Below are 19,890 nucleotides of genomic sequence, written 5' to 3' on the forward strand. Positions count from 1 at the left end.
ATAAAAAAACCCTTGCCTGAAAAACACCGCCAAAATAGAAATCAAAAAACGCCGCACCCAAGGTGCGACGTTCTGCATATGAATATATGATGGCATGACGCATAAACAATCCACGTTTACTTCGAACCGCGCTCCGCGCTTGCTTTCATTCGGAGCCTTGCAACCAAATCCAGAATCGGCCGTTTCGTCTTCCCGACAAGTCCGATAACTTCGGCGCCGATTTGCATGAAGAACATCATCACGCAGATGACGACGAAGGTGACCCAATTCGCTTCATACATCGCGGCGGAAGACTGAATGACAGCCAGGACGCCGAAAAAGGCGGCGATGCCGTATACGATGAGGACAGACTGGCGGTGGCTGAAGCCAATTTCCCGCAAGCAGTGATGCAGGTGACCCTTGTCCGGGGCGAAAATCGGTTTCTTCTGGATCCAGCGGCGCACGATGGCGAAAAACGTATCCGACAGCGGCACGCCGATAATGATCAGCGGTGTGATAAACGAAACGATCGCGATCTGCTTAAATCCGAGCATGGACAACATCGCCAGGCAGAAGCCGAGGAACAGCGAACCCGTATCGCCCATGAAAATTTGTGCCGGATGGAAGTTGAAGAACAGGAATCCGATGATCGCGCCAAGCAGCAGCAGGCAGAGCAGCGCAACGGTCAGGTTGCCCATGAGCAGGGACATGACCAGAATCGTTCCGATCGCGATGCCCGATACTCCGGCGGCCAACCCGTCCAGACCGTCGATCAGGTTGATGGCGTTCGTGACGCCGACGATCCAGAAAATCGTGAGCGGGATGGCGATCCAGCTTTCGAGCGACGAGTAGGAATCGTTAAAAGGTATATTCACAAAATCGACCGTGATGCCAAAGCCGAAAACGACGATGCACGCGGCAATGATTTGTCCAAGCAGTTTCACTTTGGCCGACAGCTCAAACCGGTCGTCCAAGGCGCCGGTCAGGACGATCAGCGATCCCCCAAGCAAGAAGGCCTTAATAAAATTCGCATCCCGAGCGGAAAACTGATCTGCGACAAATGGAAGGACGGCAAACATGGACAGCATAAATGCCAAAAATATCGCCAATCCGCCAAGCCGGGGCATGATTTTCGTGTGCACTTTTCGGGCGTTCGGAACATCGACGGCGCCGATCTTTATCGCAAGTTTTTTCACCAGCGGCGTTAACAGCAGTGCCAAAGCCAATGACACGATACATCCGATGATGGCTATCATTAACATGTGTACGTTCAACCCCCATTTTCTTTACCGGATTGAATTATACTCTCATCAAAAAAATAAAACCAATCCTGTTTTTCAGCAAAAAATCGGGTTTTTGCAGTTCATAAGCGTCTTTTATCTGGGTTTCGTCACGTTTTCTTTATCCCGCATCACTTTAAGGGCGAATTTCGGCAGCGCAAGCATTCTTGCGGCCCGCGTCGGCTCTCTCAGCAGCCGGTAGAACCATTCAAGACGCAGTTTTTGGAACAGCTTCGGCGCGCGTTTGGACTTGCCCGAGATGACGTCGAAGCTTCCGCCGACGCCCATCATAAGCGGAACGCCAAGCTGTTCCTTATAACGGGCAATCCATGGTTCCTGCGTATCCGCCCCCCGCGCGACGAACAAAATATCCGGCGCAGCCTTGCGAATCTCCGCGATGACCTCCGCATCCTGTTCCGCCTTGAAATAACCGTCGCGGTAGCCCGCGATTTCGACGCCCGGATATTGCAGATGTAACCGCTCCGCGGCGGCCTGAATCACTTCCGGCGTCGAACCGAGCAAGTATACCTTCCAATGGTAGTCTTCTCCGACTCTCATCAGTTCATGTAAAAGGTCAAACCCGGCCACGCGTTCCTGGACGGGCATTCCCGTTTTGGCGGCCGCCCACACGACGCCGGTACCGTCCGGCACGAGCAGTTCGGCGTTTTTCATCACCTGCATGTAATCCGGCTCTTCCAGAGCTTTCATCACCATGATCGGGTTGGCCGTAATTACCTGTATAGGCTTGCGCTCTTCCGACTGCAACTTATGGGTTAAATACTTAACGGTGTCCTCCATCCCCCATCTGCATATCTGCAAACCGTAGATGGGAACCGTAGGCATCTGTTCGAATTGGTTCACGGTCAAATCCCCTTATCCTTTACTGCTCAAAAACTCAATGATGTGCCGCGCAGGCTCCTGCGCCTCCCGCTTCAGCTTGTCGATGCGGAGTTTGGCTTCTTCCTTCCACCGATCCGCGCCGGCCAACAACCTGGAGATTTCCGACGCAAGCGCCGCGGGGGAAAGCGAACTGCTCGTTCCGACAGGCTCAACGTCGAGCCTTTTCAGGAAATGGTCGATCTTCGGGTCGTACGAAATGCCGATCAGCGGCACCTGCCGGTTAGCGGCGTAAATCAAACTGTGAAGCCGCATCCCGATGACCAGGTCGCAGCGCCCCACTTCGGCTAGCATATGGCGCGGATGAACCGCCTCCCGGCATACCGACACTTTGCTTCCGGCGGAAACCAAATCCCCCATCTGCTGGATGATGTCCTGCGACGCCTTTTCGTCGCCCGGAAAATGAAACGGCAGAAAGCGCAGGTGGGCGGGCTGCTTTTGGCAAAATGCCCGAAGCCCTTCGGCAATCGCCCGCAGCTCCCGGCGCTCCGCATCCCAATAACGGACGGAAATGCCGATGACGGGCAGCTGCGGATCTTCATCCGAGGCAAGCGAAGCCAAGCCTTCCGTTTCAGGCGTTAGCCCCATCACGGGGTCGGGAACCACTTGAATCCGGTCCCGCTCCAGCCCCATGCTTTGCAGCAGCTCCGCGGATTGCTCGTCGCGAACGGAAATGTATTCGCATTTTTTGAACGTTCCTTTAATCAGCGGATAAAACAGCTTGCGGTTCACGGGGCCGATCCCTTGGGAGTAAATGAACACCGGCTTGTTCAGCCATTGGGCCAGCTTGATGATCCCCAGGTAGTACGGAATGGTCTTGGTTCCGGTGGCGTCCTGCAAAAGGCTTCCGCCCCCGCTGATCAAACCGCTGCTGTTCTTCAGAGCGTTTCTCACTTCGCCCAGCTTCATCCGGTGAACCGCCCGTACGCCGTAGGTCGACGACGTCCATGCCGGATCGATCGAAAGCACGACGGGGGTGATTTTGACCCCCGCTTGCTTCCCCTGTTCTTCCAGCGCCGTCAGAATGGACTGCAGCACGGCCTCGTCTCCGCTGTTTTTAAAGCCGTAATACCCCGAAATGACTACTGTTGTTTCAGGCGAGGTGACCATTTTTTCCAACATCCTTCCGCGATTTGCCATACCACGATAGCGATCAGTCCGAGGATAAATCCGATTCCCAGACCCAGGAGGTCGCGGGCAAGCGAAATTTTCATCGGCGAATGAATATGGGCAAAAGTGTCCACCATCGACAATTGGCCGATGACGGCGAAAATCATGATGTAAACGGCATTCCGGTATCTAATCGACAGGAAGATGCCAAGCAGGAAGAGCGGATGCATGGCGATTTCCTTGTTGCGCGGACGCACATGGAACGTATTTTCCAGGAACGTGCGCATCACCATCTCGATCGAACTGACTTTGCCCGCATTGCCTGTCCGGCTCAAATAATACATGCCGGCGCCGGCGATCACGACGCCCACGACGACCCACAGCAGCGTAATCGGCGTTCTGAACAGCTTGCCGATCTGCCGGAACGGTTTGCCGCCGCGGTACAAAATGACGAACACGGCGATAAGCAGAATCGGAGCGGCATGCAGCAGGCTGACGCCGCGGAACTGGTTCAGCACGAGGCTGTACGTAATATTGTTGAGCAGCGCGATCACGAACGGGATCGCCGCCATGGAAATAATGGCCGTTTTGATGTACAACACGATGGCATGCGTCACGCGCCGTCCCGTTGCCAGTTCCGAATCCGCGCCGTTAAGGGCATTGAGTTTGCGTACCGCAAGAATCATCGCCACCGTCGGGCCGCTGATGGCCACGAGCAAAGCAAGCGCTTGTTCAAACAACGCAGGCTTCAGCACATACAGTCCCGCGCTGCCGATCAAACCGAGGACAAAGGCCGGCAAAGTAAGCAGCGGCAGGAAATAAGAAATCATGAGCGCCACAAAAGCGACTCCGCCAAGCACGACGACCATTTTCAAATAATGCTGCAAGGAAGAATCGGTAATATGGAAGGCTTCTGCGCGTCCCATATGGAATCCGTTTTTCTCCATTTGTTCGATGGCGTTGCCAGGCTCTTTCAAACTTTTGATGATGTTGTCGATCGAATCGGTCACCATCGCTTTGGATGCGCTCCGGCTTGGCGCCGTGTTGATGTAAAGCATCCGGATATTCCGGTCTTTGGTCGCCAAGGCAAAACGGTCGGCGATCGTGTCTTCGTCCAGGAGCGCGTCTTTTTCGCTCAGAGAATACAGCCGGACGACATTATAATGGATGTTATACGCCAGCGTGGACATGCCCGCCTGCGGTTTTTTCGTGTTTTCGATGGCCGCAATGCCGATGCCGTGCTGGTTCAGCAGGTTGGCGAAGCTTTGCAGGCTGTTTTTGTCTTCGTTATCGTTAAACCCTCTGACCGAGTCTCCCTCAAACAAAATCCGTTTGACGTCATTGGCTTCATAATAAGCAAGCAGCTTCTCCATCGCCTCTTGGTCGTAAGGAAGGCTGTCGGACATGCGCGGCACGATATGGAATCCTTTGCTGCGCAGCATTTCGAACGCGATCGGATCCGGCTGCATCGGTTTGAGCGCGGCGTCCTCCGGCGACGTTTCGATGATCAAACCTTTCTGGTTATGGAACTCCCAAGGTTTCACGTTGATGTCCAGGCTCTTGAACGTGTCTTCGATGACAGGCGTTAACCGGCCTGCATTCTCTTCATTGGTAAACAGAATGTACGTGAAGTTTTCATCGGTCGGCACGACGCTTTGCGTCATTTGCGCAATGTCATGGGCGTTATAGACCATGAGACGCCGCGATTTTTTGAAATCGTCCAGCGTGCTTTCAAACATGGCCATGCTTGTGATGCCGGCCGCTTTTAATTTATCCAGCTGCTCCTGCAAAAATTGCTCGGGATGGGCATGGTAAGAAGCCACCTCGGCCAAGCCGCGGTAGTTGAATACCAACTCCACATTGCTCGCTGATGATTCCGTTTGGTATCGGTCGTACGCGACCGGCAATGCGGCGACGATGCCCAGTACGACCAGGATCCACAGCCATTTGCGCGATGCCGTGCTAAAGTGCTGCCATTTTTGATGCACCAAAAGTACCTCCTCGTTTATAACACTCCGCAAAGCCGCAGCAGCAACGGCCGGGGCTTTGCGGACTATCCTTGTCTTGTCGTGTTAGGCGTCCACCCTCGACATCACTTCGGCCGCGAGCTTGTTGATCCGCTCCTCGGCATCCTGCAGCGACGTACCGCGAACGGCAAAATACACCTTAATCTTCGGTTCCGTGCCGGATGGGCGCAGGCAGAACCATGAACCGTCATCGAGCATATATTTCAGCACGTTTTCGCGCGGCAACCCGTCCAGCCCTTTGGAATAGTCCAGCACTTCCTTCACGGAAGCCCCCGCAATGGTCTGCGGCGGATGATTGCGCCAATCCGTCATTTTCGCCTGGATCTGGGCCAACCCGTCCTTGCCCTTCAGCGTGCGGGATTCCAGCTTCTCGCGGAAGTATCCGAACTGTTCGTACAGCTCCTGGAGCACGGTGTAGAGCGTTTTGCCCTGGGCCTTATAGTAAGCGCCCGCTTCGCAGATCAGGAGCGACGCAAGCACCGCATCCTTGTCCCGTGCATAGTTTCCGGCAAGGTATCCATAGCTTTCCTCATAGCCGAACAAATACGTATGCGAGCCGGATTGTTCGAACTCCGTCATTTTTTCGCCGATATATTTGAAGCCGGTCAGCGTATTGAAGACTTGCGCCCCGTAATGCCGGGCGATCGTCGCGCCCATTTCGCTCGTCACGATCGTTTTGATGACCGCGCCGTTATCCGGCAGTTTTCCTTTTTCCTTCAGCTGGCTCAGCAAATAGTGAATCATGATGGCTCCGGATTGGTTTCCGGAAAGGACTTCATATTCGCCCTTGTCATTCAGCACGACGGCTCCCATGCGGTCGCAATCGGGATCGGTGCCGATCAGGATATCGGCCTGCAGCTCTTTGCCGAGTTTCATCGCCAGCGTAAACGCTTCGCGTTCCTCCGGATTCGGCGATTTGACGGTCGAAAATTCCGCATCCGGCTGCTCTTGCTCGGTTACGACATGCACGTTGGTAAAGCCAACCTTTTTGAGCACGTTCCGCACCGGGATGTTGCCCGTGCCGTGCAGCGGCGTAAAAACGATGTTAAAATCCTTGCCCAGCTTCGAGGCAATCAGGTCCCGATTGACGCTTGCCGCCGCGACCGTATCCTCGAATGCTTCGTCTTCGGCTTCCCCGAGCCATACAAGCAGCCCTTTCGCTTCCGCTTCGGAACGATCGAGCCGTTTGACCGCCGCAAAAGAATCGACTTCCTGAATATAAGCGATCACTTTTTCCGCCTGGTCCGGAACCAGCTGGCCGCCTTCGGCATTATACACCTTATAGCCGTTATATTCCGGCGGGTTATGGCTGGCCGTCACCACGATGCCTCCGGTCGCGTTCAAATGGCGTACGCTGAACGAAAGCTGAGGCGTCGGGCGAAGCGACGGAAAGAGTTTGGCGGTGATGCCGTTGCCGGCAAGCACCAGTGCCGCTTCAAGCGCGAATTCCGGAGAAAAATGGCGGGAATCATGGGCGATCACGACCGATGGCGTGCCTTCCGCCTGGCCGTGCTGCTCAAGAATGTAGCGCGCAAAACCTTGCGTGGCCCTGCCCACGGTATAACGGTTCATCCGGTTGCTTCCCGCGCCGATCACGCCGCGGAGGCCGCCGGTTCCGAATTCGAGATCCTTATAAAAACGGTCTTCCAGCTCCTGCGGCTGCTCGCGCAGCTGTTGCAGCTCCTGTTTGGTCTCTTCGTCGACCGAAGGATCGGATAACCAGCGCCGTACGTTTTCTTCTGCCGTTAAGCTGAGTTGCGTCATATCGTTTCCCCTTTCACCGTCTTTTTAATATTGGTTTCGTCTAACCTTTGGTTGGATCGGACAAAGCAAACATGATTTCGCCTTCGGCAACCACCTTGTCGTCAACCTTCGCGACCGCATGGCCTTTGCCGATGCTCCCTTTCAATCGGGTGATTTCCACTTCCAAACGGAGCGTATCGCCCGGAACGACTTGTCCTCTGAAACGGAATCCGTCAAGGCCGGCCAAAAAACCGATTTTGCCCTTATTGCTTTCTTCCTGCAAAATCGCCGCAGCCCCTACTTGGGCGAGCGCTTCGGTAATAAGAACGCCCGGCATCACCGGATATTCCGGAAAATGGCCAATAAAAAACGGCTCGTTGATCGTCACGTTTTTAATGCCGACCGCACGTTTGCCGACCTCCATTTCCACGATCCGATCCACCAGCAAAAACGGGGGACGGTGAGGGATAATCTCCTGGATTTCTTTAACGTTAAGCACGGGTATCAATTCTCCTTCCAAAAGTGGGTTGAGCCGATGGGCGCCGCTACCGCCTGCGCCTAAACGGCGTTTCTAACCTCTATCATTGCATAAAAACATAAATATACGGAAAAAACTATACGTATCCTTCACCAACTGCAGAAGTGAAGGTTCAGATAAGGGGCTTTCTCCATCAAGCCGCAGTCGATTGGCGCGGCCCGGAGAGGGCCCTTTTGGGTGTTCTCAAGTCCCCCATCATTATACATTTTCCGAGCAAAAAAAGAAAACTCCCACGGACGAACGAAGGAGTTTTCTGTCACTCTGTTGCAATGTTTCGCCCTTTAAGGAGCAAAAACCAAATCGATGACATGCTGCCATGTCTCCCACTTAAACACGTCGGACAAGCTTTGCTTGCCGATGACGACGTATCCGACAATCAACCCGCCGACCAGCGCAAGCAGCAGAAACAGCGGAATCATCCAGCGTATGACAATTCTCCAGCGTGCCGTTTTTTTCCTGGCAGGCTTCGTCCCGTCATCCGGTTTCCCGTCCTGCTTGCCTTCGGCATCGTTTGTATGCCGCACCCTAGCCAAACGATCGGTTGGCTTATTCGTATCGCTCATAGCCGCTTCCACCTAACCCCGCATATTATTGGCCAGGCTCATCATCGTATCGCTGGAAGCAATGGCCCGGGCCGCCAACTGATACGCGCGCTGCATTTGCATCATATCGGTAATTTGGCCCATGTAATCCACGTTGGATTGTTCGAGATATCCGGAACGGATTGAAGTATCCTTCGGCAGGCCTCCTGCTGCCGGTACTTCAAACACCTGATTCTCGGTTAATCTCGCCGGAACGACAAACAGGTTGCCGTCCATTTGCTGAAGCTCATCTTCGCGCAGCGGCTTCAGCACTTTAAGCGTGCCTGCCGTCGTGATGGCGCCGCCCCGATCGACGAGAACTTTGCCTTGAGGGTCAATGGCCACTTTCGCCTTATCGGACACCCGGATATGCTGGTTTTTCTCGTTTAACACGAAATAGCCTTGGTTATTGACCAGCACCATCGACCCCGGAACGCCCGGATCCGGAACGAAATGGAAAGCGCCTTCCCGCGTGTACGCCCGTCTGCCGCCTGCTTCGACCGCAAACATGCCTTCCCCTTCGATCGCCAGATCCATCGGCTGGTTCGTCTGCTCCAGCGGTCCTTGCGACAGATCACGGAAAACGTCGCCCGTACGGACGCCGAAGCCGGTCGTATATCCCAGCGGCGAAAATCTTCCCTGCTGCTTGAAGTCCTTCGGCTGCTGCATCACGGAAGTCAGCGTATCCTCGAACGTGGTATCCTTTTGTTTGTATCCCACCGTATCCAGGTTCGCGATATTGTCGGCAATGACATCCAGTTTGCGTTGAATCCCGTTCATCGACACCATCGCGCTGATCATGGAGTTGTTCATGTTAGACCTCCCTTAACCCTCATATCCGCTTTATACCCTGCCAACCTCGTTGACGGCTTTTTCCAAGCTTTTATCGTAAAACTGAATCACTTTCTGATTGGCCTCGTACGCGCGCAGCGCCGTATTCATATCGACCATGACCTCGGACGCGTTGACGTTCGAGCTTTCGATATAGTGCTGGCGTACCTCCACGCGGTCGGTTCCGCCGACGGGACGGACGCCGGCCTCTTGCGGATCGTCGATCCGGAATACGCCGTTTCCTTCGCGGACCATCTGATAAGGTTGTCCCACGACCGCCACGCCCAGCCGCGCCCCACGCGCTCCGGTGGCCGGATTCAGGACGTATCCCTGCTCGTCCACTTTAAAACGGTCTGCAGGGCCTGTCAATACGATCGGCCGATTATTGCTATCCAATACCTGGTATCCTTCCTGGGTCAGCAGGCTGCCGTCAAGGGCGACTTTAAAGCTGCCGTCCTTCGTATACCGCAGTTCTCCGTTTTGATCCTGCACCGTAAAGAAAGCTTCAGGCTTGTAAAAGACTTCGCCGTCCGCGTTCACGTATTTGCCGGAGCCGTCAAACCGGATCGGTTGCCCGGTGGCCGGATCGGTCATCTCCATATCGGACACGAGCGCAAAATCGGTCGGTTTGCTGCTTTCCCGAATGACGCCCTGCTGATATAGCGACAACGCCTCTTCCGCAAAAACCCCCGTGTTCAGCTTGCCGATCCTGGTTGCCGGGACATCGCTTGCACCGCCGACCATCGACAGCAGCATTTCCGGAAACGAACGCGCTACGCTGTTTACCTGTTTGTAGCCCGGGGTATTGATGTTCGCTAAATTTTGAACCGCCGTATCATGCCGGCTTTCCTGGGTCAGCATGCCGGCGGCTGCCGTGTACAATCCTCTAATCATTGAGCGGGAGCCCCCTTTTCCTGGTGGTGCATATCCGTAAACGGGCCTGACGGCCCGCGATCCTATACTTTTTTATCGGACGCTCAGACCGTTTTCTTAACCACCTTGTCCAAATTGTCCAGCATGATGCCCGTCCCTTTGACGACGCAATGCATCGGGTCTTCGGCAATCAATACCGGAACGCGGAGTTCTTCGGAGAGAAGCTCGTCCAGTCCGTTCAGCAGCGCTCCCCCGCCTGTCAATATGACGCCGCGGTCGATAATGTCCGCCGACAATTCGGGCGGTGTCCGTTCCAAAACCGACTTGGCTGCAGCGACGATGGAGGAAACGGGCTCCCACAGCGCCTCCTGAACCTCGTCCGACGAAATGGTGACCGTGAGCGGAAGTCCCGAAACCATGTCGCGCCCTCGAATATCCATTTCATCCTTGCGTCCCCCCGGACGCACCGTGCCGATCTTGATTTTGATATCCTCGGAAGTACGTTCGCCGATCAACAGTTTATATTTGTTTTTGATATATTTTACGATGGACTCGTCAAACTTGTCCCCCGCCATTTTAATAGAAGATGCCGTTACGATGTCGCCCATGGAAAGCACGGCCACATCCGTCGTGCCGCCGCCGATGTCGACGACCATATTGCCGCTCGGTTCGAAGATGTCCATGCCGGCTCCGATCGCCGCGGCCTTCGGTTCCTCTTCCAAAAAGACGTCCCTGGCCCCGCTGCGCTCGGCCGCCTCGCGGATGGCCTTCTGTTCGACCGACGTGATGTTGGTCGGCGCGCAAATCAGGATGCGGGGGCGGCTGCTCCAGCCGCGTGCACCCACACGTCCGATAAAATATTTCAGCATCGCCTCGGTGATGGCAAAATCCGCAATGACCCCGTCGCGAAGCGGACGGATGGCCACGATGTTGCCCGGCGTGCGTCCCACCATCCGGCGGGCGTCCTCGCCGACGGCAAGCACCTTTTTCGTATCGCTTTCAATCGTCACTACGGAAGGTTCGTCAAGGATAACCCCCTTCCCTTTGACATGGATCAGAACGTTAGCCGTACCTAAATCAATTCCAATATCCTTGCTAAACATCATGAAAAGAGCCCCCAAAGTCATATTTTATGGTAAAAGAGTCCCTGAGCCTTAAGAAGTCCCTTTTCGACAAGATGCGGCAGGAATTATGTATATAGGGAAGCAGGGATCACATTTTTCGACCTCATACCATCTTTTAACATATCATACTTCAGGGGACGGATTCAATGGTTTAAGGCGCTATTTGACCAGCCAATCGTTACGATTTGGCCGACGCCACGGCTTCGCGTTTTTTCGTCTTTTTGTATTTGATTTTTGTCGCTTCCCCTCCCCGTAGATGACGGATCGACTTATGGTATTCGAGTATGTGTTTGACCTGGTCAGCCAGATCAGGATTGATTTCCGGCAGCCGCTCGGTCAAGTCCTTATGCACAGTGCTTTTTGATACGCCAAATTCCTTGGCTATAGTCCGGACCGTGTGCTTCGTTTCCACGATACAACGTCCAATCTTAATAGTCCGTTCCTTGATGTAATCGTGCACGTTCCCGCCTCCCTACTGTGGATAGTTTGGTACATTATATGAGGGGCGTGCCTATATATTCGCGCTTTGGAGGGCTGACAAGCTCCTTTAGGCCTATTTATTTTTCGCTGCATGCAAAAAACCTAAGGAAACGGGACCTTGGCTTCGGAGCCGACCGAGCGCTTTGACGGGCTCCGGAAAAGGATGCATCGGCCCGGTTCCCAATAAAGGCTGCGCCGTATGAAGGACCGGCATGAAACGCGAAGCAAAGGAATGGACGAAAAAAAAGACAGGGGATTTCCCTGCCTTTCCTCGTGCTTTAATTATTTTTTGGGAAGAAGCTCTTCCGGATTGACCGGCGCTCCTTTTTCACGCACTTCGAAGTGCAGGTGGTTGCCCAGGTCTTTTTCGAGTTCGCTGCGGCCGGCCGTACCGATCGTATCGCCCTGCTTCACCGTGTCGCCTTCTTTGACTTTGGCGTCGGAAAGGGATTGATACACCGTTTGGACGTCGTTGTCATGCGTAATTTCGATGACCGTGCCGGTGAGCGGCGGATTCAGCTCCACGCGGGTGACTTTGCCCCCGAGCGCCGCTTTGACTTCGAAAGCTTTGTCGTCCTCGCGTCCGAGATCGACGCCGACGTTCGGCATAAACGTGTCATTGTACTGCACCATGGCTGCCTGATTGTTTTCCGGCGTGCCATCTTCCTCAAAAAACGGCTTCACGACTTTGATTTCCTTGGCATCGGCCACCGGCCATGCCATGTCTTCGACGGTTGCGGTCACTTCAACGGCTTTGTCTTGTTTGGCGTCCTTGCCGGTTTCGCCGGCAGCAGGCGCGTTTGCGGTTTCCGACACTTTAGCAGGGTCTTGCGGAAGGTTCTTCATGCTGGCATCCTGGTAGACCCAAACTAAGGTTAGTATAATTGCTGCTGCGGCCACGTAAGCTGCCGGGTATACCCACCGTTTGGACAACAGCTTTTTCCATGCAGACGACTGGTTTACCAGCTCTCCCTGTGATTTTTTAGGAGTTTCTCCATGGTTTTGACTACTTTTGTTTTGTTCATTCATATGGTTATCACCTCAGTAATCATTGTTACCGGGGTCAAACCTTTTATACGTATCTCTTATATTATTTTTGAAAAAAATCTATCGGCCCATTTTCGGAGTCTCATTTTACAAAATCGGAAGCTTTCGAAAATTGGACGCCGGTATAATAATGTTTCAGGATTTGCGTAGCGGTGTATCCTTCCTTCGCCATGCCTTCCGCCCCCCACTGGCTCATGCCTACGCCATGGCCGTACCCGTACGTCGTAATCAACACGTCGCTGCCGGAAGTCTTCCAACTGAATTCGCTGGAGCGCAGCCCTAGTTTTTCTCTCACTTCGCGGCCGGTGAACGTTTCGCCCCCGATCGAAATCTCTTTGATCCGATGGCCTTCGGTCGTTGATAGGATGTGGATAAAAGGCCGGTGTTCTCCCGTCGCCGAAGCCGGAACCGCCTTGTCCGCCAATCCGAGCTTGGTCAAAAAATCCTTGATGCTCATTTGAACGGTCTCTTTGTAACCCGGCGCCTGCTCGTCCCATGGACTGGCGACGCTGCGCAGGTACGGGATGCTCTGGCTCCAGTAGTCTTCGGAATTTTCGGTGTACCCGTTGCCGGTAGAGAAAAACGAAGCGGTGATCGGTTTGCCGTTATAGGTCATGATCGTGTTGCGGCTTTCTTCCACCGCCCGTTTCAGCTTCGCCAGCTCCTCGGGTTTTTCCTTCCATTTGGCCGCCAGCTCGGCCTGGGAAATGTAAGCCTGGTGGGCTACCGTATCGGTCACGTCCGCCTGCAAACCGGGAACGCCGCTTTTATCCCCGTCCGCGAGCCTGCGGACAATAAAGGTGCGGGCCGCGACCGCTTGCGCCTTAAGCGCTTCAAGGTCGAATTCGGCGGGCATTTCCGCCGCGACGACGCCAACGACGTAATCTTCGAGCGACAGCTTCTCCACCTGGCCCGTCTTCGTTAGATAAACGGACACCTGCGGCTGTGCCGTCTGCTGCGGCACAACCGGGGCGGCCGGCGCGGGGATCGGCGCCGGCGCGGGATCCGGCTTTTGGTGCGTTGCCACCACAAGCGCCGGGATGAGCAGCGCCAGCGTCAGCAGCCCGCCCGCCCACATGGCGGCGGGGCGGAGCCTGCGGGCGCTGCCCGGTCCCTGCGGCCGCCAGGCTTTGCCGCGGCCGCGCGCGGGAGGCGGCGGGGCCCATGGCCGCCGCCCGGGCTCCTGCCGGGCGCCTGCGGGCGCGCCCGGCCCTTGCCGGAGCGCTTCGCGCGGCTCCGGCATCTCCGGCGCAGCGGCCTGCGGCGGCTGCGCCTCGGGAGCCGGCAGCACCCGCAGGTGCTGCCGGGGGGTGGCGGCCGGGCTGCGCTCCCGGCCGCCCTCCTGATGTATCGCATGCTCGGGCTCCGCAGCTTGGCGGCCCTGCCCGACGGAAACTCTGATTTGCGTGCGAGGATCGTTCATATTCTTTCAACCTCCATTGGTTCGGATCAACCGCTATTGGTAGAATGTCATCGGCATTCGGCTTGCGTAAGGGATTGTGGTCGGATTCCTCCAGCTATTTCGCCTCTCAACAATCCCGATACGTATAGTTATGACCCAAATTTGGATGATAGAACTCCTTTTTAAGAGAAAAGAAGATTCATATGCCCCGAACATAACGGCACGTTCATGCAGAAAACCGCAGCTTCACCCGATCGTCGCACGCATCGCATACATGGTTTCTTCCGCTTGCAGCTTCTCTTCTATATTGAAGAAACGGGAGACGAGAATTCTGCAAAACGATCGAAACGCAAAAAAGGCCGAACCCTCACAGGCCCGGCCTTCTTCCCAAAAACACGTACTTTATGTTTTGTTCCAGTCCAAGTTCTTGCTCGATTCCAGTACAATGTTATTTTTTACTTCATTAATAAGAAATAAAAACAGTTATACCCAAGTCGGCTGGACTTTGAACAGAGGAACCTCTTCTTCCAGCTCCACTTTTTTCTTGGCCGGTTCAAGCACCGGCTCGTCGACGGAAACGCGCCAAATATCGGCGCCAAGCGCAGACAGCTTCTCCGCCAGATCCACGTATCCGCGGTCAATGTGATGCGTTCCGCTTACTTCGGTCGTCCCCTCGGAAACGAGGCCCGCCAAGATAAGCGCGGCACCGGCGCGCAAATCCGTTGCGCATACTTTGGCGCCTTTCAGGTTGGCTCCGCCCGTTACGATGGCCGAGCGGCCTTCAACCTTGATTTCCGCATTCATGAGCTGAAATTCGTCCACATGCATGAACCGGTTCTCGAACACCGTCTCGGTGACGACGCTCGTTCCTTCCGATTTAAGCAGCAGCGCCATCATTTGCGCCTGCATGTCGGTAGGGAAGCCTGGATAAGGCAGGGTTTTGATGTCGACTGCTTTCAGCGGATGGTTCGCCGTTACGCGGATTCCGTTTTCGTCGGTTTCGATCGTGACGCCCATCTCCTCCATTTTGGAGATGACCGGACCAAGATGGTCCGCAATCGCGCCTTCCACGTACACGTCGCCGCCGGTGATCGCCGCAGCGACCATAAACGTGCCGGCTTCGATCCGGTCCGGAATGACCGTATGCTCCGTGCCGTGCAGCTTCTCGACGCCTTCGATCCTGATCACGCCCGTACCCGCGCCGCGAACTTTGGCGCCCATGCCGTTCAGGTAGTTTGCCAAATCGACAATTTCCGGCTCTTTTGCCGCATTTTCGATGATGGTCACCCCTTCCGCCAGGGTAGCTGCCATCATAATATTTTCAGTAGCGCCTACGCTTGCCACATCCAAATAGATTTTAGCCCCGCGCAGTCTGCCGTTGATTTTCGCTTCAATATAACCTTGTCCGAGACTGATCTCGGCGCCCAAAGCTTCAAATCCCTTCAAGTGCTGGTCAATCGGTCTCGTTCCAATGGCGCAGCCGCCCGGCAAGGAAATCCGCGTATGCCCCATTCTAGCAAGCAAGGGACCCATAACCAGGAAAGACGCACGCATTTTTCGCACCCATTCGTAAGGCGCTTCGCAAGAGGAAATAGCTTGGGCATCAACCCTCATTACATTGTTGTCGTATGTAATGCCTGCACCTATGGATTCCAACACTTTGCTGATTGTAATTACATCGTCAAGAGGAGGTGCGTCATGAATGACGCTTACTCCTTCTTCCCCAAGAAGAGAGGCAGCGATGATCGGAAGAACTGAATTTTTTGCTCCGCTGACTTTCACGCTTCCGGTCAGTTTATTGCCACCGCGGACGATAAATTTGCTCATCATGATTCCCTCCGCGTCCATTTTTTTCCGCAAATTCTGTATTTATTAGAAAACACATTGTGAATTCCCTAACCTCCATCTTAACACCGACCATTTCAAGGATACAAGCGTTTTTTGACGAATGAGGCCCAGAACACAGCTTGGTTTGTGTCTTAAGACCTACTTTCAATTTGGCCGGATCATTTCATGAATACGGAGGGATACCGATGTGCGCCGAATCTGCAATGTCAGACCCCGGGCAGCCGATACGAAAGGGGGTTAGAACAAGCTATAAATCCCGTTATACTCATTGTTGACATAAAAAAATGTTATTATTCGACAAGTTTTCCGTTCATTCGACTTCCTGTCTTGCAGGATAACCTAATGGGGTTATAACCACATACCGTCAAGTTAAAACATGTATTTGATCATTTGGCTCCAGTTCAAGTAATCCAGCAGGAATTTCGCGACGAAATGTCCCAAAATAATGGCCAGCAGCAAATGCAGCAGTTTGCCTTGGGGACTCTTCGGAAACCGGATGAACAAATCCAGCTTTAAATTTTGCAGAGCCCACCAAGACAGTCCAATGCAGACCAGCGAGACAATCATCGAGATCAAGCCCGTTACGCCCAAACTGCCGACCAGGTTATTTGCAAAATTGGAATCCATGGCTACTCCACCTTTCCTGTAGGATTTGCTTCCGCAAAGGTTCGACTGAACTATTATATAATACTTGGCTTTGGATCAAGAATCCAGCTTCAAAACCGTAATTTTTCGAAAACTTTCAATCCAAAAAAAGGAATACCTTTTTTAGATCAAAAGAGAACGGCTTTCTTTTGCTTCTCCACATTCGTCATTTCCTCGGAAATATATTTGAAAAAGGATAAAAAATCCTATATATTCGCGCTTTTCGACACAAGAGGCATCGTTTTCTCCTATATCCAATTCCAATATGAAGTTTGCATTCTATAAATCACCAAAACAAGCAACCTCTTATTTCCGTTTTCATGTCAATCCAAGCTAAAACAGGAACATTCAGGGCGTAGGTTCAAGTTGGTATTTGGTACCTGCACAGGAAGAATCGCGTATATGATCCGCCTTAGAAGGCCCCATAGGCAAAGGTAAGCCCTGTTACAAACAGGCGTCCTCGATAACTTTCCCGCATATCATACGCTCCGGTCATTTAAAAACCCGCCTCAAAACCTATGAGACGGGCTGAACAGCTTATTTATTTGTTGTTGCTATGAACATTGATCCGGTTGATCGCCTTTTGCAAGGCCAATTCCGCACGGCGATAATCGATTTCGGCCTGCTTGTCGGCATTGGCCAAACGGCGTTCCGCACGTTCCTTAGCGGCTTGCGCACGCTGCAAATCGATTTCTTCGGCTGCTTCGGCACTTTCCGCCAGCACAACCACTTTGTCTTTGCGGACTTCCACAAAGCCGCCGTTCACCGCAATTTGACTGGTTTTATTGCCAGTTTTGATGGTAAGCGGAGCGACCTGAAGTGGGGTTACCATCGGAATGTGTCCCGGCAAGATGCCGAGATCGCCTTCCACACCCCGAACCGTCAGGCTTTCTACCTCTCCGGAATATGCCAAGTGATCCGGCGTCACAATTTCCAATATAAAGGTACTCACTTTCATCCCTCCTGAACAGCTCTCACCGGGAGCTTAACGCCCCCGCGCAGGACTTATTCCAGTGTTTTTGCTTTTTCTACCGCTTCTTCAATCGTTCCTACAAAGAGGAAAGCTGCTTCAGGAAGATCATCGTGTTTACCATCGAGGATTTCTTTGAAACTGCGGACCGTTTCTTTTACAGGCACGTAAGTACCCGGCATGCCGTTAAATGCTTCCGCAACGTGGAACGGTTGAGACAAGAAGCGTTGTACTTTACGGGCACGCGCTACGATCAGCTTGTCTTCTTCGCTCAATTCATCCATACCGAGGATCGCGATAATATCTTGAAGCTCGTTATAGCGGGCAAGAAGCTGCTTAACGCCTTGAGCAACGTTGTAGTGCTCTTCGCCTACGATTTCAGGCGTCAAAATCCGGGAGCTCGAAGCGAGCGGATCCACCGCCGGGTAAATACCCATCTCGGAAATTTTACGCTCCAGGTTGGTCGTTGCGTCCAAGTGGGCGAATGTCGTTGCCGGAGCCGGGTCGGTATAGTCATCCGCAGGAACGTAAATCGCCTGGATGGACGTTACGGAACCTTTTTTCGTGGATGTGATACGCTCTTGCAGCTGACCCATTTCCGTTGCCAGCGTAGGCTGGTAACCTACGGCCGAAGGCATGCGGCCGAGCAAAGCGGATACTTCGGAACCGGCCTGCGTAAAGCGGAAAATGTTGTCGATGAAGAGCAACACGTCTTTGCCTTCTTGGTCACGGAAATATTCGGCCATCGTCAAACCTGTCAACGCAACGCGAAGACGCGCGCCCGGAGGCTCGTTCATTTGTCCGAAAACCATCGCCGTTTTCGAGATAACGCCGGAATCGCTCATTTCATGGTACAAGTCGTTACCTTCACGGGTACGTTCGCCGACGCCCGCGAATACGGAAATACCGCCGTGTTCTTGCGCGATGTTGTGGATCAATTCCTGGATGGCGACGGTTTTACCTACGCCCGCGCCTCCGAAGAGACCGATCTTACCGCCTTTTTGGTAAGGAGCCAACAAGTCGATAACTTTAATCCCCGTTTCAAGCATTTCGGCTTGCGTGGACAATTCATCATATTTTGGAGCTTCACGGTGAATCGGGCTGGTTACTTCCGTAGAAACGTCTCCCGCCTCATCGATCGGCTTTCCGAGTACGTTAAATACGCGGCCAAGCGTCGCGCTTCCTACCGGCACGGTAATTGGAGCGCCAAGGTCGACGGCTTCCATGCCGCGAACCAGACCATCCGTGGAGGACATGGCGATGCAGCGTACCATGTTGTCGCCAAGATGGTTTGAAGCTTCCAGGGTCAGGTCGATTTGGCGTCCGCCAGCGACAGTGCCCTCAATTTTGATCGCATTGTAGATTTCCGGAAGTTGACCTCTTTCGAACTCGATGTCGACAACCGCACCCATAATGCTGACTACGCGTCCTTTGTTCATCTTTTTTGTTCCCTCCTACAAGTCTGCTTCTATGCAAACCTTCATCGTAAGCTGCTGGCAGCTTTACGCCAAAATCCGTTCATGGTTTGTCATTTGGTACAAAAACGTTCTACTTATGCCTGAGCGTTCGCTCCGGCCACGATCTCGGTAATCTCCTGAGTAATGGCAGCCTGACGGGCACGGTTGTACGTAAGCGTCAATTCGTTGATCAGCTTGGTTGCGTTTTTCGTTGCAGCGCCCATCGCCGTCATTTTCGATCCGAGCTCACTCGCCTTACCGTCGAGCAGCGCGCTGAAGATCAGCGTTTCGGCATATCTTGGCAGAAGCGCCTCGAGCACGGCTTCCGGAGAAGGCTCGTATTCGTAGCTTGCCGTTACGCCGGTCGACTGCGTTTCCATGTTTTCCATCGGCAGGAGCTGATTTACTTCAGGGATTTGAGTCAGTGCGTTCACGAAACGGTTGTAGCAGATAAACAGTTCGTCGATTTTGGACTCTTCAAACTGACGTACCGCTGCATAAGCGATGGATTTGATATCCGAGAAGGAAGGCGTATCGGACAGATCCGTAACCTCCTCGACAACCGGCATTTCGCGGCGGCGGAAGTAGTCACGGCCTTTGCGCCCGATAACGAAAATCACGTATTCGTCCTTGGACTTGTGCTTCTCTTTAATCGTGGACATCACTGCTTTCAAAATGTTCGAGTTATACCCGCCGCAAAGACCGCGATCCGAGGTGATTACCAGATAACCGGTCTTTTTCACAGGGCGTTTTTCGAACATTGGATGCTTGATGCCTTTCGTACCGGAAGCGATGCTGGACACCACTTCTTTCAGCTTATCGGAGTAAGGACGGGCATGCTGCGCCATCTCCTGGGCTCTTCTCAGCTTGGAGGCGGCGACCATTTCCATCGCTTTCGTGATTTGCTTCGTACCTTGAATACTCTTGATCTGACGTTTGATTTCACGCAATCCTCTTGCCATGTTTTCACCACCTCAAAACTTTGGCGGAGCCAAAGTTACTTCGTAAGCATTTGCTTAGCTTTGGCGAAGCCAAAGTTACTTCGTAAGCATTTTGCT

18 protein-coding genes are annotated in these 19,890 nt (G+C 53.5%); all 18 read right to left on the bottom strand.

Going from position 1 to position 19,890, the window contains the following annotated elements:
* Positions 1-116: 116 nt before the first annotated feature.
* Positions 117-1,241, bottom strand: coding sequence for an MraY family glycosyltransferase (locus AC27KL_RS21775; protein WP_212949813.1), 1,125 nt, complete (start codon positions 1,239-1,241; stop codon positions 117-119).
* Between the two features lie 114 nt (positions 1,242-1,355).
* Positions 1,356-2,102 (bottom strand): WecB/TagA/CpsF family glycosyltransferase, encoded by a 747-nt coding sequence (locus tag AC27KL_RS21780; RefSeq protein WP_373316228.1) that lies wholly within the window; start codon positions 2,100-2,102, stop codon positions 1,356-1,358.
* 30 nt (positions 2,103-2,132) lie between these two features.
* Positions 2,133-3,266: a polysaccharide pyruvyl transferase CsaB gene (gene csaB, locus AC27KL_RS21785; RefSeq protein ID WP_212949810.1), complete on the bottom strand. Its 1,134-nt coding sequence runs from the start codon at positions 3,264-3,266 to the stop codon at positions 2,133-2,135.
* Positions 3,239-5,254 (bottom strand): DUF5693 family protein, encoded by a 2,016-nt coding sequence (locus AC27KL_RS21790; RefSeq protein ID WP_487171035.1) that lies wholly within the window; start codon positions 5,252-5,254, stop codon positions 3,239-3,241. Before AC27KL_RS21790 ends, csaB begins: the two co-directional genes overlap by 28 nt.
* An 84-nt stretch (positions 5,255-5,338) precedes the next feature.
* A complete protein-coding gene (locus AC27KL_RS21795; protein WP_212949807.1) occupies positions 5,339-7,057 on the bottom strand; it encodes a phospho-sugar mutase in 1,719 nt (572 codons plus the stop codon).
* Between the two features lie 40 nt (positions 7,058-7,097).
* Positions 7,098-7,535, bottom strand: a complete 438-nt coding sequence (fabZ, locus tag AC27KL_RS21800; protein ID WP_036715052.1) for a 3-hydroxyacyl-ACP dehydratase FabZ — start codon at positions 7,533-7,535, stop codon at positions 7,098-7,100.
* Between the two features lie 320 nt (positions 7,536-7,855).
* A complete protein-coding gene (locus AC27KL_RS21805; protein WP_212949806.1) occupies positions 7,856-8,137 on the bottom strand; it encodes a DNA-directed RNA polymerase subunit beta in 282 nt (93 codons plus the stop codon).
* Positions 8,138-8,149: 12 nt separating this feature from the next.
* Positions 8,150-8,968 (bottom strand): flagellar hook-basal body protein, encoded by an 819-nt coding sequence (locus AC27KL_RS21810; RefSeq protein WP_036715049.1) that lies wholly within the window; start codon positions 8,966-8,968, stop codon positions 8,150-8,152.
* A 30-nt stretch (positions 8,969-8,998) separates the two neighbouring features.
* Positions 8,999-9,880, bottom strand: a complete 882-nt coding sequence (locus AC27KL_RS21815; protein ID WP_212949804.1) for a flagellar hook-basal body protein — start codon at positions 9,878-9,880, stop codon at positions 8,999-9,001.
* A gap of 83 nt (positions 9,881-9,963) precedes the next feature.
* Positions 9,964-10,962: a rod shape-determining protein gene (gene mreB / locus AC27KL_RS21820; protein ID WP_036715062.1), complete on the bottom strand. Its 999-nt coding sequence runs from the start codon at positions 10,960-10,962 to the stop codon at positions 9,964-9,966.
* A gap of 199 nt (positions 10,963-11,161) precedes the next feature.
* Positions 11,162-11,443 (bottom strand): sporulation transcriptional regulator SpoIIID, encoded by a 282-nt coding sequence (gene spoIIID, locus AC27KL_RS21825; RefSeq protein ID WP_036715046.1) that lies wholly within the window; start codon positions 11,441-11,443, stop codon positions 11,162-11,164.
* 302 nt (positions 11,444-11,745) lie between these two features.
* Positions 11,746-12,492 carry a peptidoglycan DD-metalloendopeptidase family protein gene (locus AC27KL_RS21830; RefSeq protein ID WP_487171036.1) on the bottom strand — a complete coding sequence of 249 codons (747 nt, stop codon included), beginning with the start codon at positions 12,490-12,492 and terminating at the stop codon, positions 11,746-11,748.
* A gap of 100 nt (positions 12,493-12,592) precedes the next feature.
* On the bottom strand, positions 12,593-13,933 hold the full coding sequence (gene spoIID, locus AC27KL_RS21835) for a stage II sporulation protein D (RefSeq protein ID WP_487171037.1): 1,341 nt from the start codon (positions 13,931-13,933) through the stop codon (positions 12,593-12,595).
* Positions 13,934-14,395: 462 nt separating this feature from the next.
* Entirely contained in the window at positions 14,396-15,739 is a 1,344-nt protein-coding gene (gene murA, locus AC27KL_RS21840) for a UDP-N-acetylglucosamine 1-carboxyvinyltransferase (RefSeq protein WP_212949800.1), read from the bottom strand.
* A gap of 390 nt (positions 15,740-16,129) precedes the next feature.
* Positions 16,130-16,387 (bottom strand): DUF1146 family protein, encoded by a 258-nt coding sequence (locus AC27KL_RS21845; RefSeq protein WP_036706410.1) that lies wholly within the window; start codon positions 16,385-16,387, stop codon positions 16,130-16,132.
* 559 nt (positions 16,388-16,946) lie between these two features.
* Positions 16,947-17,357, bottom strand: a complete 411-nt coding sequence (locus tag AC27KL_RS21850; protein ID WP_036706408.1) for a F0F1 ATP synthase subunit epsilon — start codon at positions 17,355-17,357, stop codon at positions 16,947-16,949.
* Positions 17,358-17,410: 53 nt separating this feature from the next.
* Complete coding sequence (atpD, locus tag AC27KL_RS21855) at positions 17,411-18,814, bottom strand: F0F1 ATP synthase subunit beta (protein WP_212949798.1); 1,404 nt, start codon at positions 18,812-18,814, stop codon at positions 17,411-17,413.
* A 113-nt stretch (positions 18,815-18,927) separates the two neighbouring features.
* Entirely contained in the window at positions 18,928-19,794 is an 867-nt protein-coding gene (gene atpG, locus AC27KL_RS21860) for an ATP synthase F1 subunit gamma (RefSeq protein ID WP_036706404.1), read from the bottom strand.
* Positions 19,795-19,890: the final 96 nt, after the last annotated feature.

The organism is Paenibacillus sp. YAE3 (genome assembly GCF_057546105.1).

Excerpts from the sequence above, each read along its gene's own strand:
- AC27KL_RS21775 (WP_212949813.1), bottom strand. The coding sequence starts at position 1,241 with ATGTTAATGATAGCCATCATCGGATGTATCGTGTCATTGGCTTTGGCA.
- AC27KL_RS21780 (WP_373316228.1), bottom strand. The coding sequence starts at position 2,102 with ATGCCTACGGTTCCCATCTACGGTTTGCAGATATGCAGATGGGGGATG.
- csaB (WP_212949810.1), bottom strand. The coding sequence starts at position 3,266 with ATGGTCACCTCGCCTGAAACAACAGTAGTCATTTCGGGGTATTACGGC.
- AC27KL_RS21795 (WP_212949807.1), bottom strand. The coding sequence starts at position 7,057 with ATGACGCAACTCAGCTTAACGGCAGAAGAAAACGTACGGCGCTGGTTA.
- AC27KL_RS21805 (WP_212949806.1), bottom strand. The coding sequence starts at position 8,137 with ATGAGCGATACGAATAAGCCAACCGATCGTTTGGCTAGGGTGCGGCAT.
- AC27KL_RS21810 (WP_036715049.1), bottom strand. The coding sequence starts at position 8,968 with ATGAACAACTCCATGATCAGCGCGATGGTGTCGATGAACGGGATTCAA.
- AC27KL_RS21815 (WP_212949804.1), bottom strand. The coding sequence starts at position 9,880 with ATGATTAGAGGATTGTACACGGCAGCCGCCGGCATGCTGACCCAGGAA.
- mreB (WP_036715062.1), bottom strand. The coding sequence starts at position 10,962 with ATGTTTAGCAAGGATATTGGAATTGATTTAGGTACGGCTAACGTTCTG.
- AC27KL_RS21830 (WP_487171036.1), bottom strand. The coding sequence starts at position 12,492 with ATGAATGAACAAAACAAAAGTAGTCAAAACCATGGAGAAACTCCTAAA.
- spoIID (WP_487171037.1), bottom strand. The coding sequence starts at position 13,933 with ATGAACGATCCTCGCACGCAAATCAGAGTTTCCGTCGGGCAGGGCCGC.
- murA (WP_212949800.1), bottom strand. The coding sequence starts at position 15,739 with ATGAGCAAATTTATCGTCCGCGGTGGCAATAAACTGACCGGAAGCGTG.
- AC27KL_RS21845 (WP_036706410.1), bottom strand. The coding sequence starts at position 16,387 with ATGGATTCCAATTTTGCAAATAACCTGGTCGGCAGTTTGGGCGTAACG.
- atpD (WP_212949798.1), bottom strand. The coding sequence starts at position 18,814 with ATGAACAAAGGACGCGTAGTCAGCATTATGGGTGCGGTTGTCGACATC.
- atpG (WP_036706404.1), bottom strand. The coding sequence starts at position 19,794 with ATGGCAAGAGGATTGCGTGAAATCAAACGTCAGATCAAGAGTATTCAA.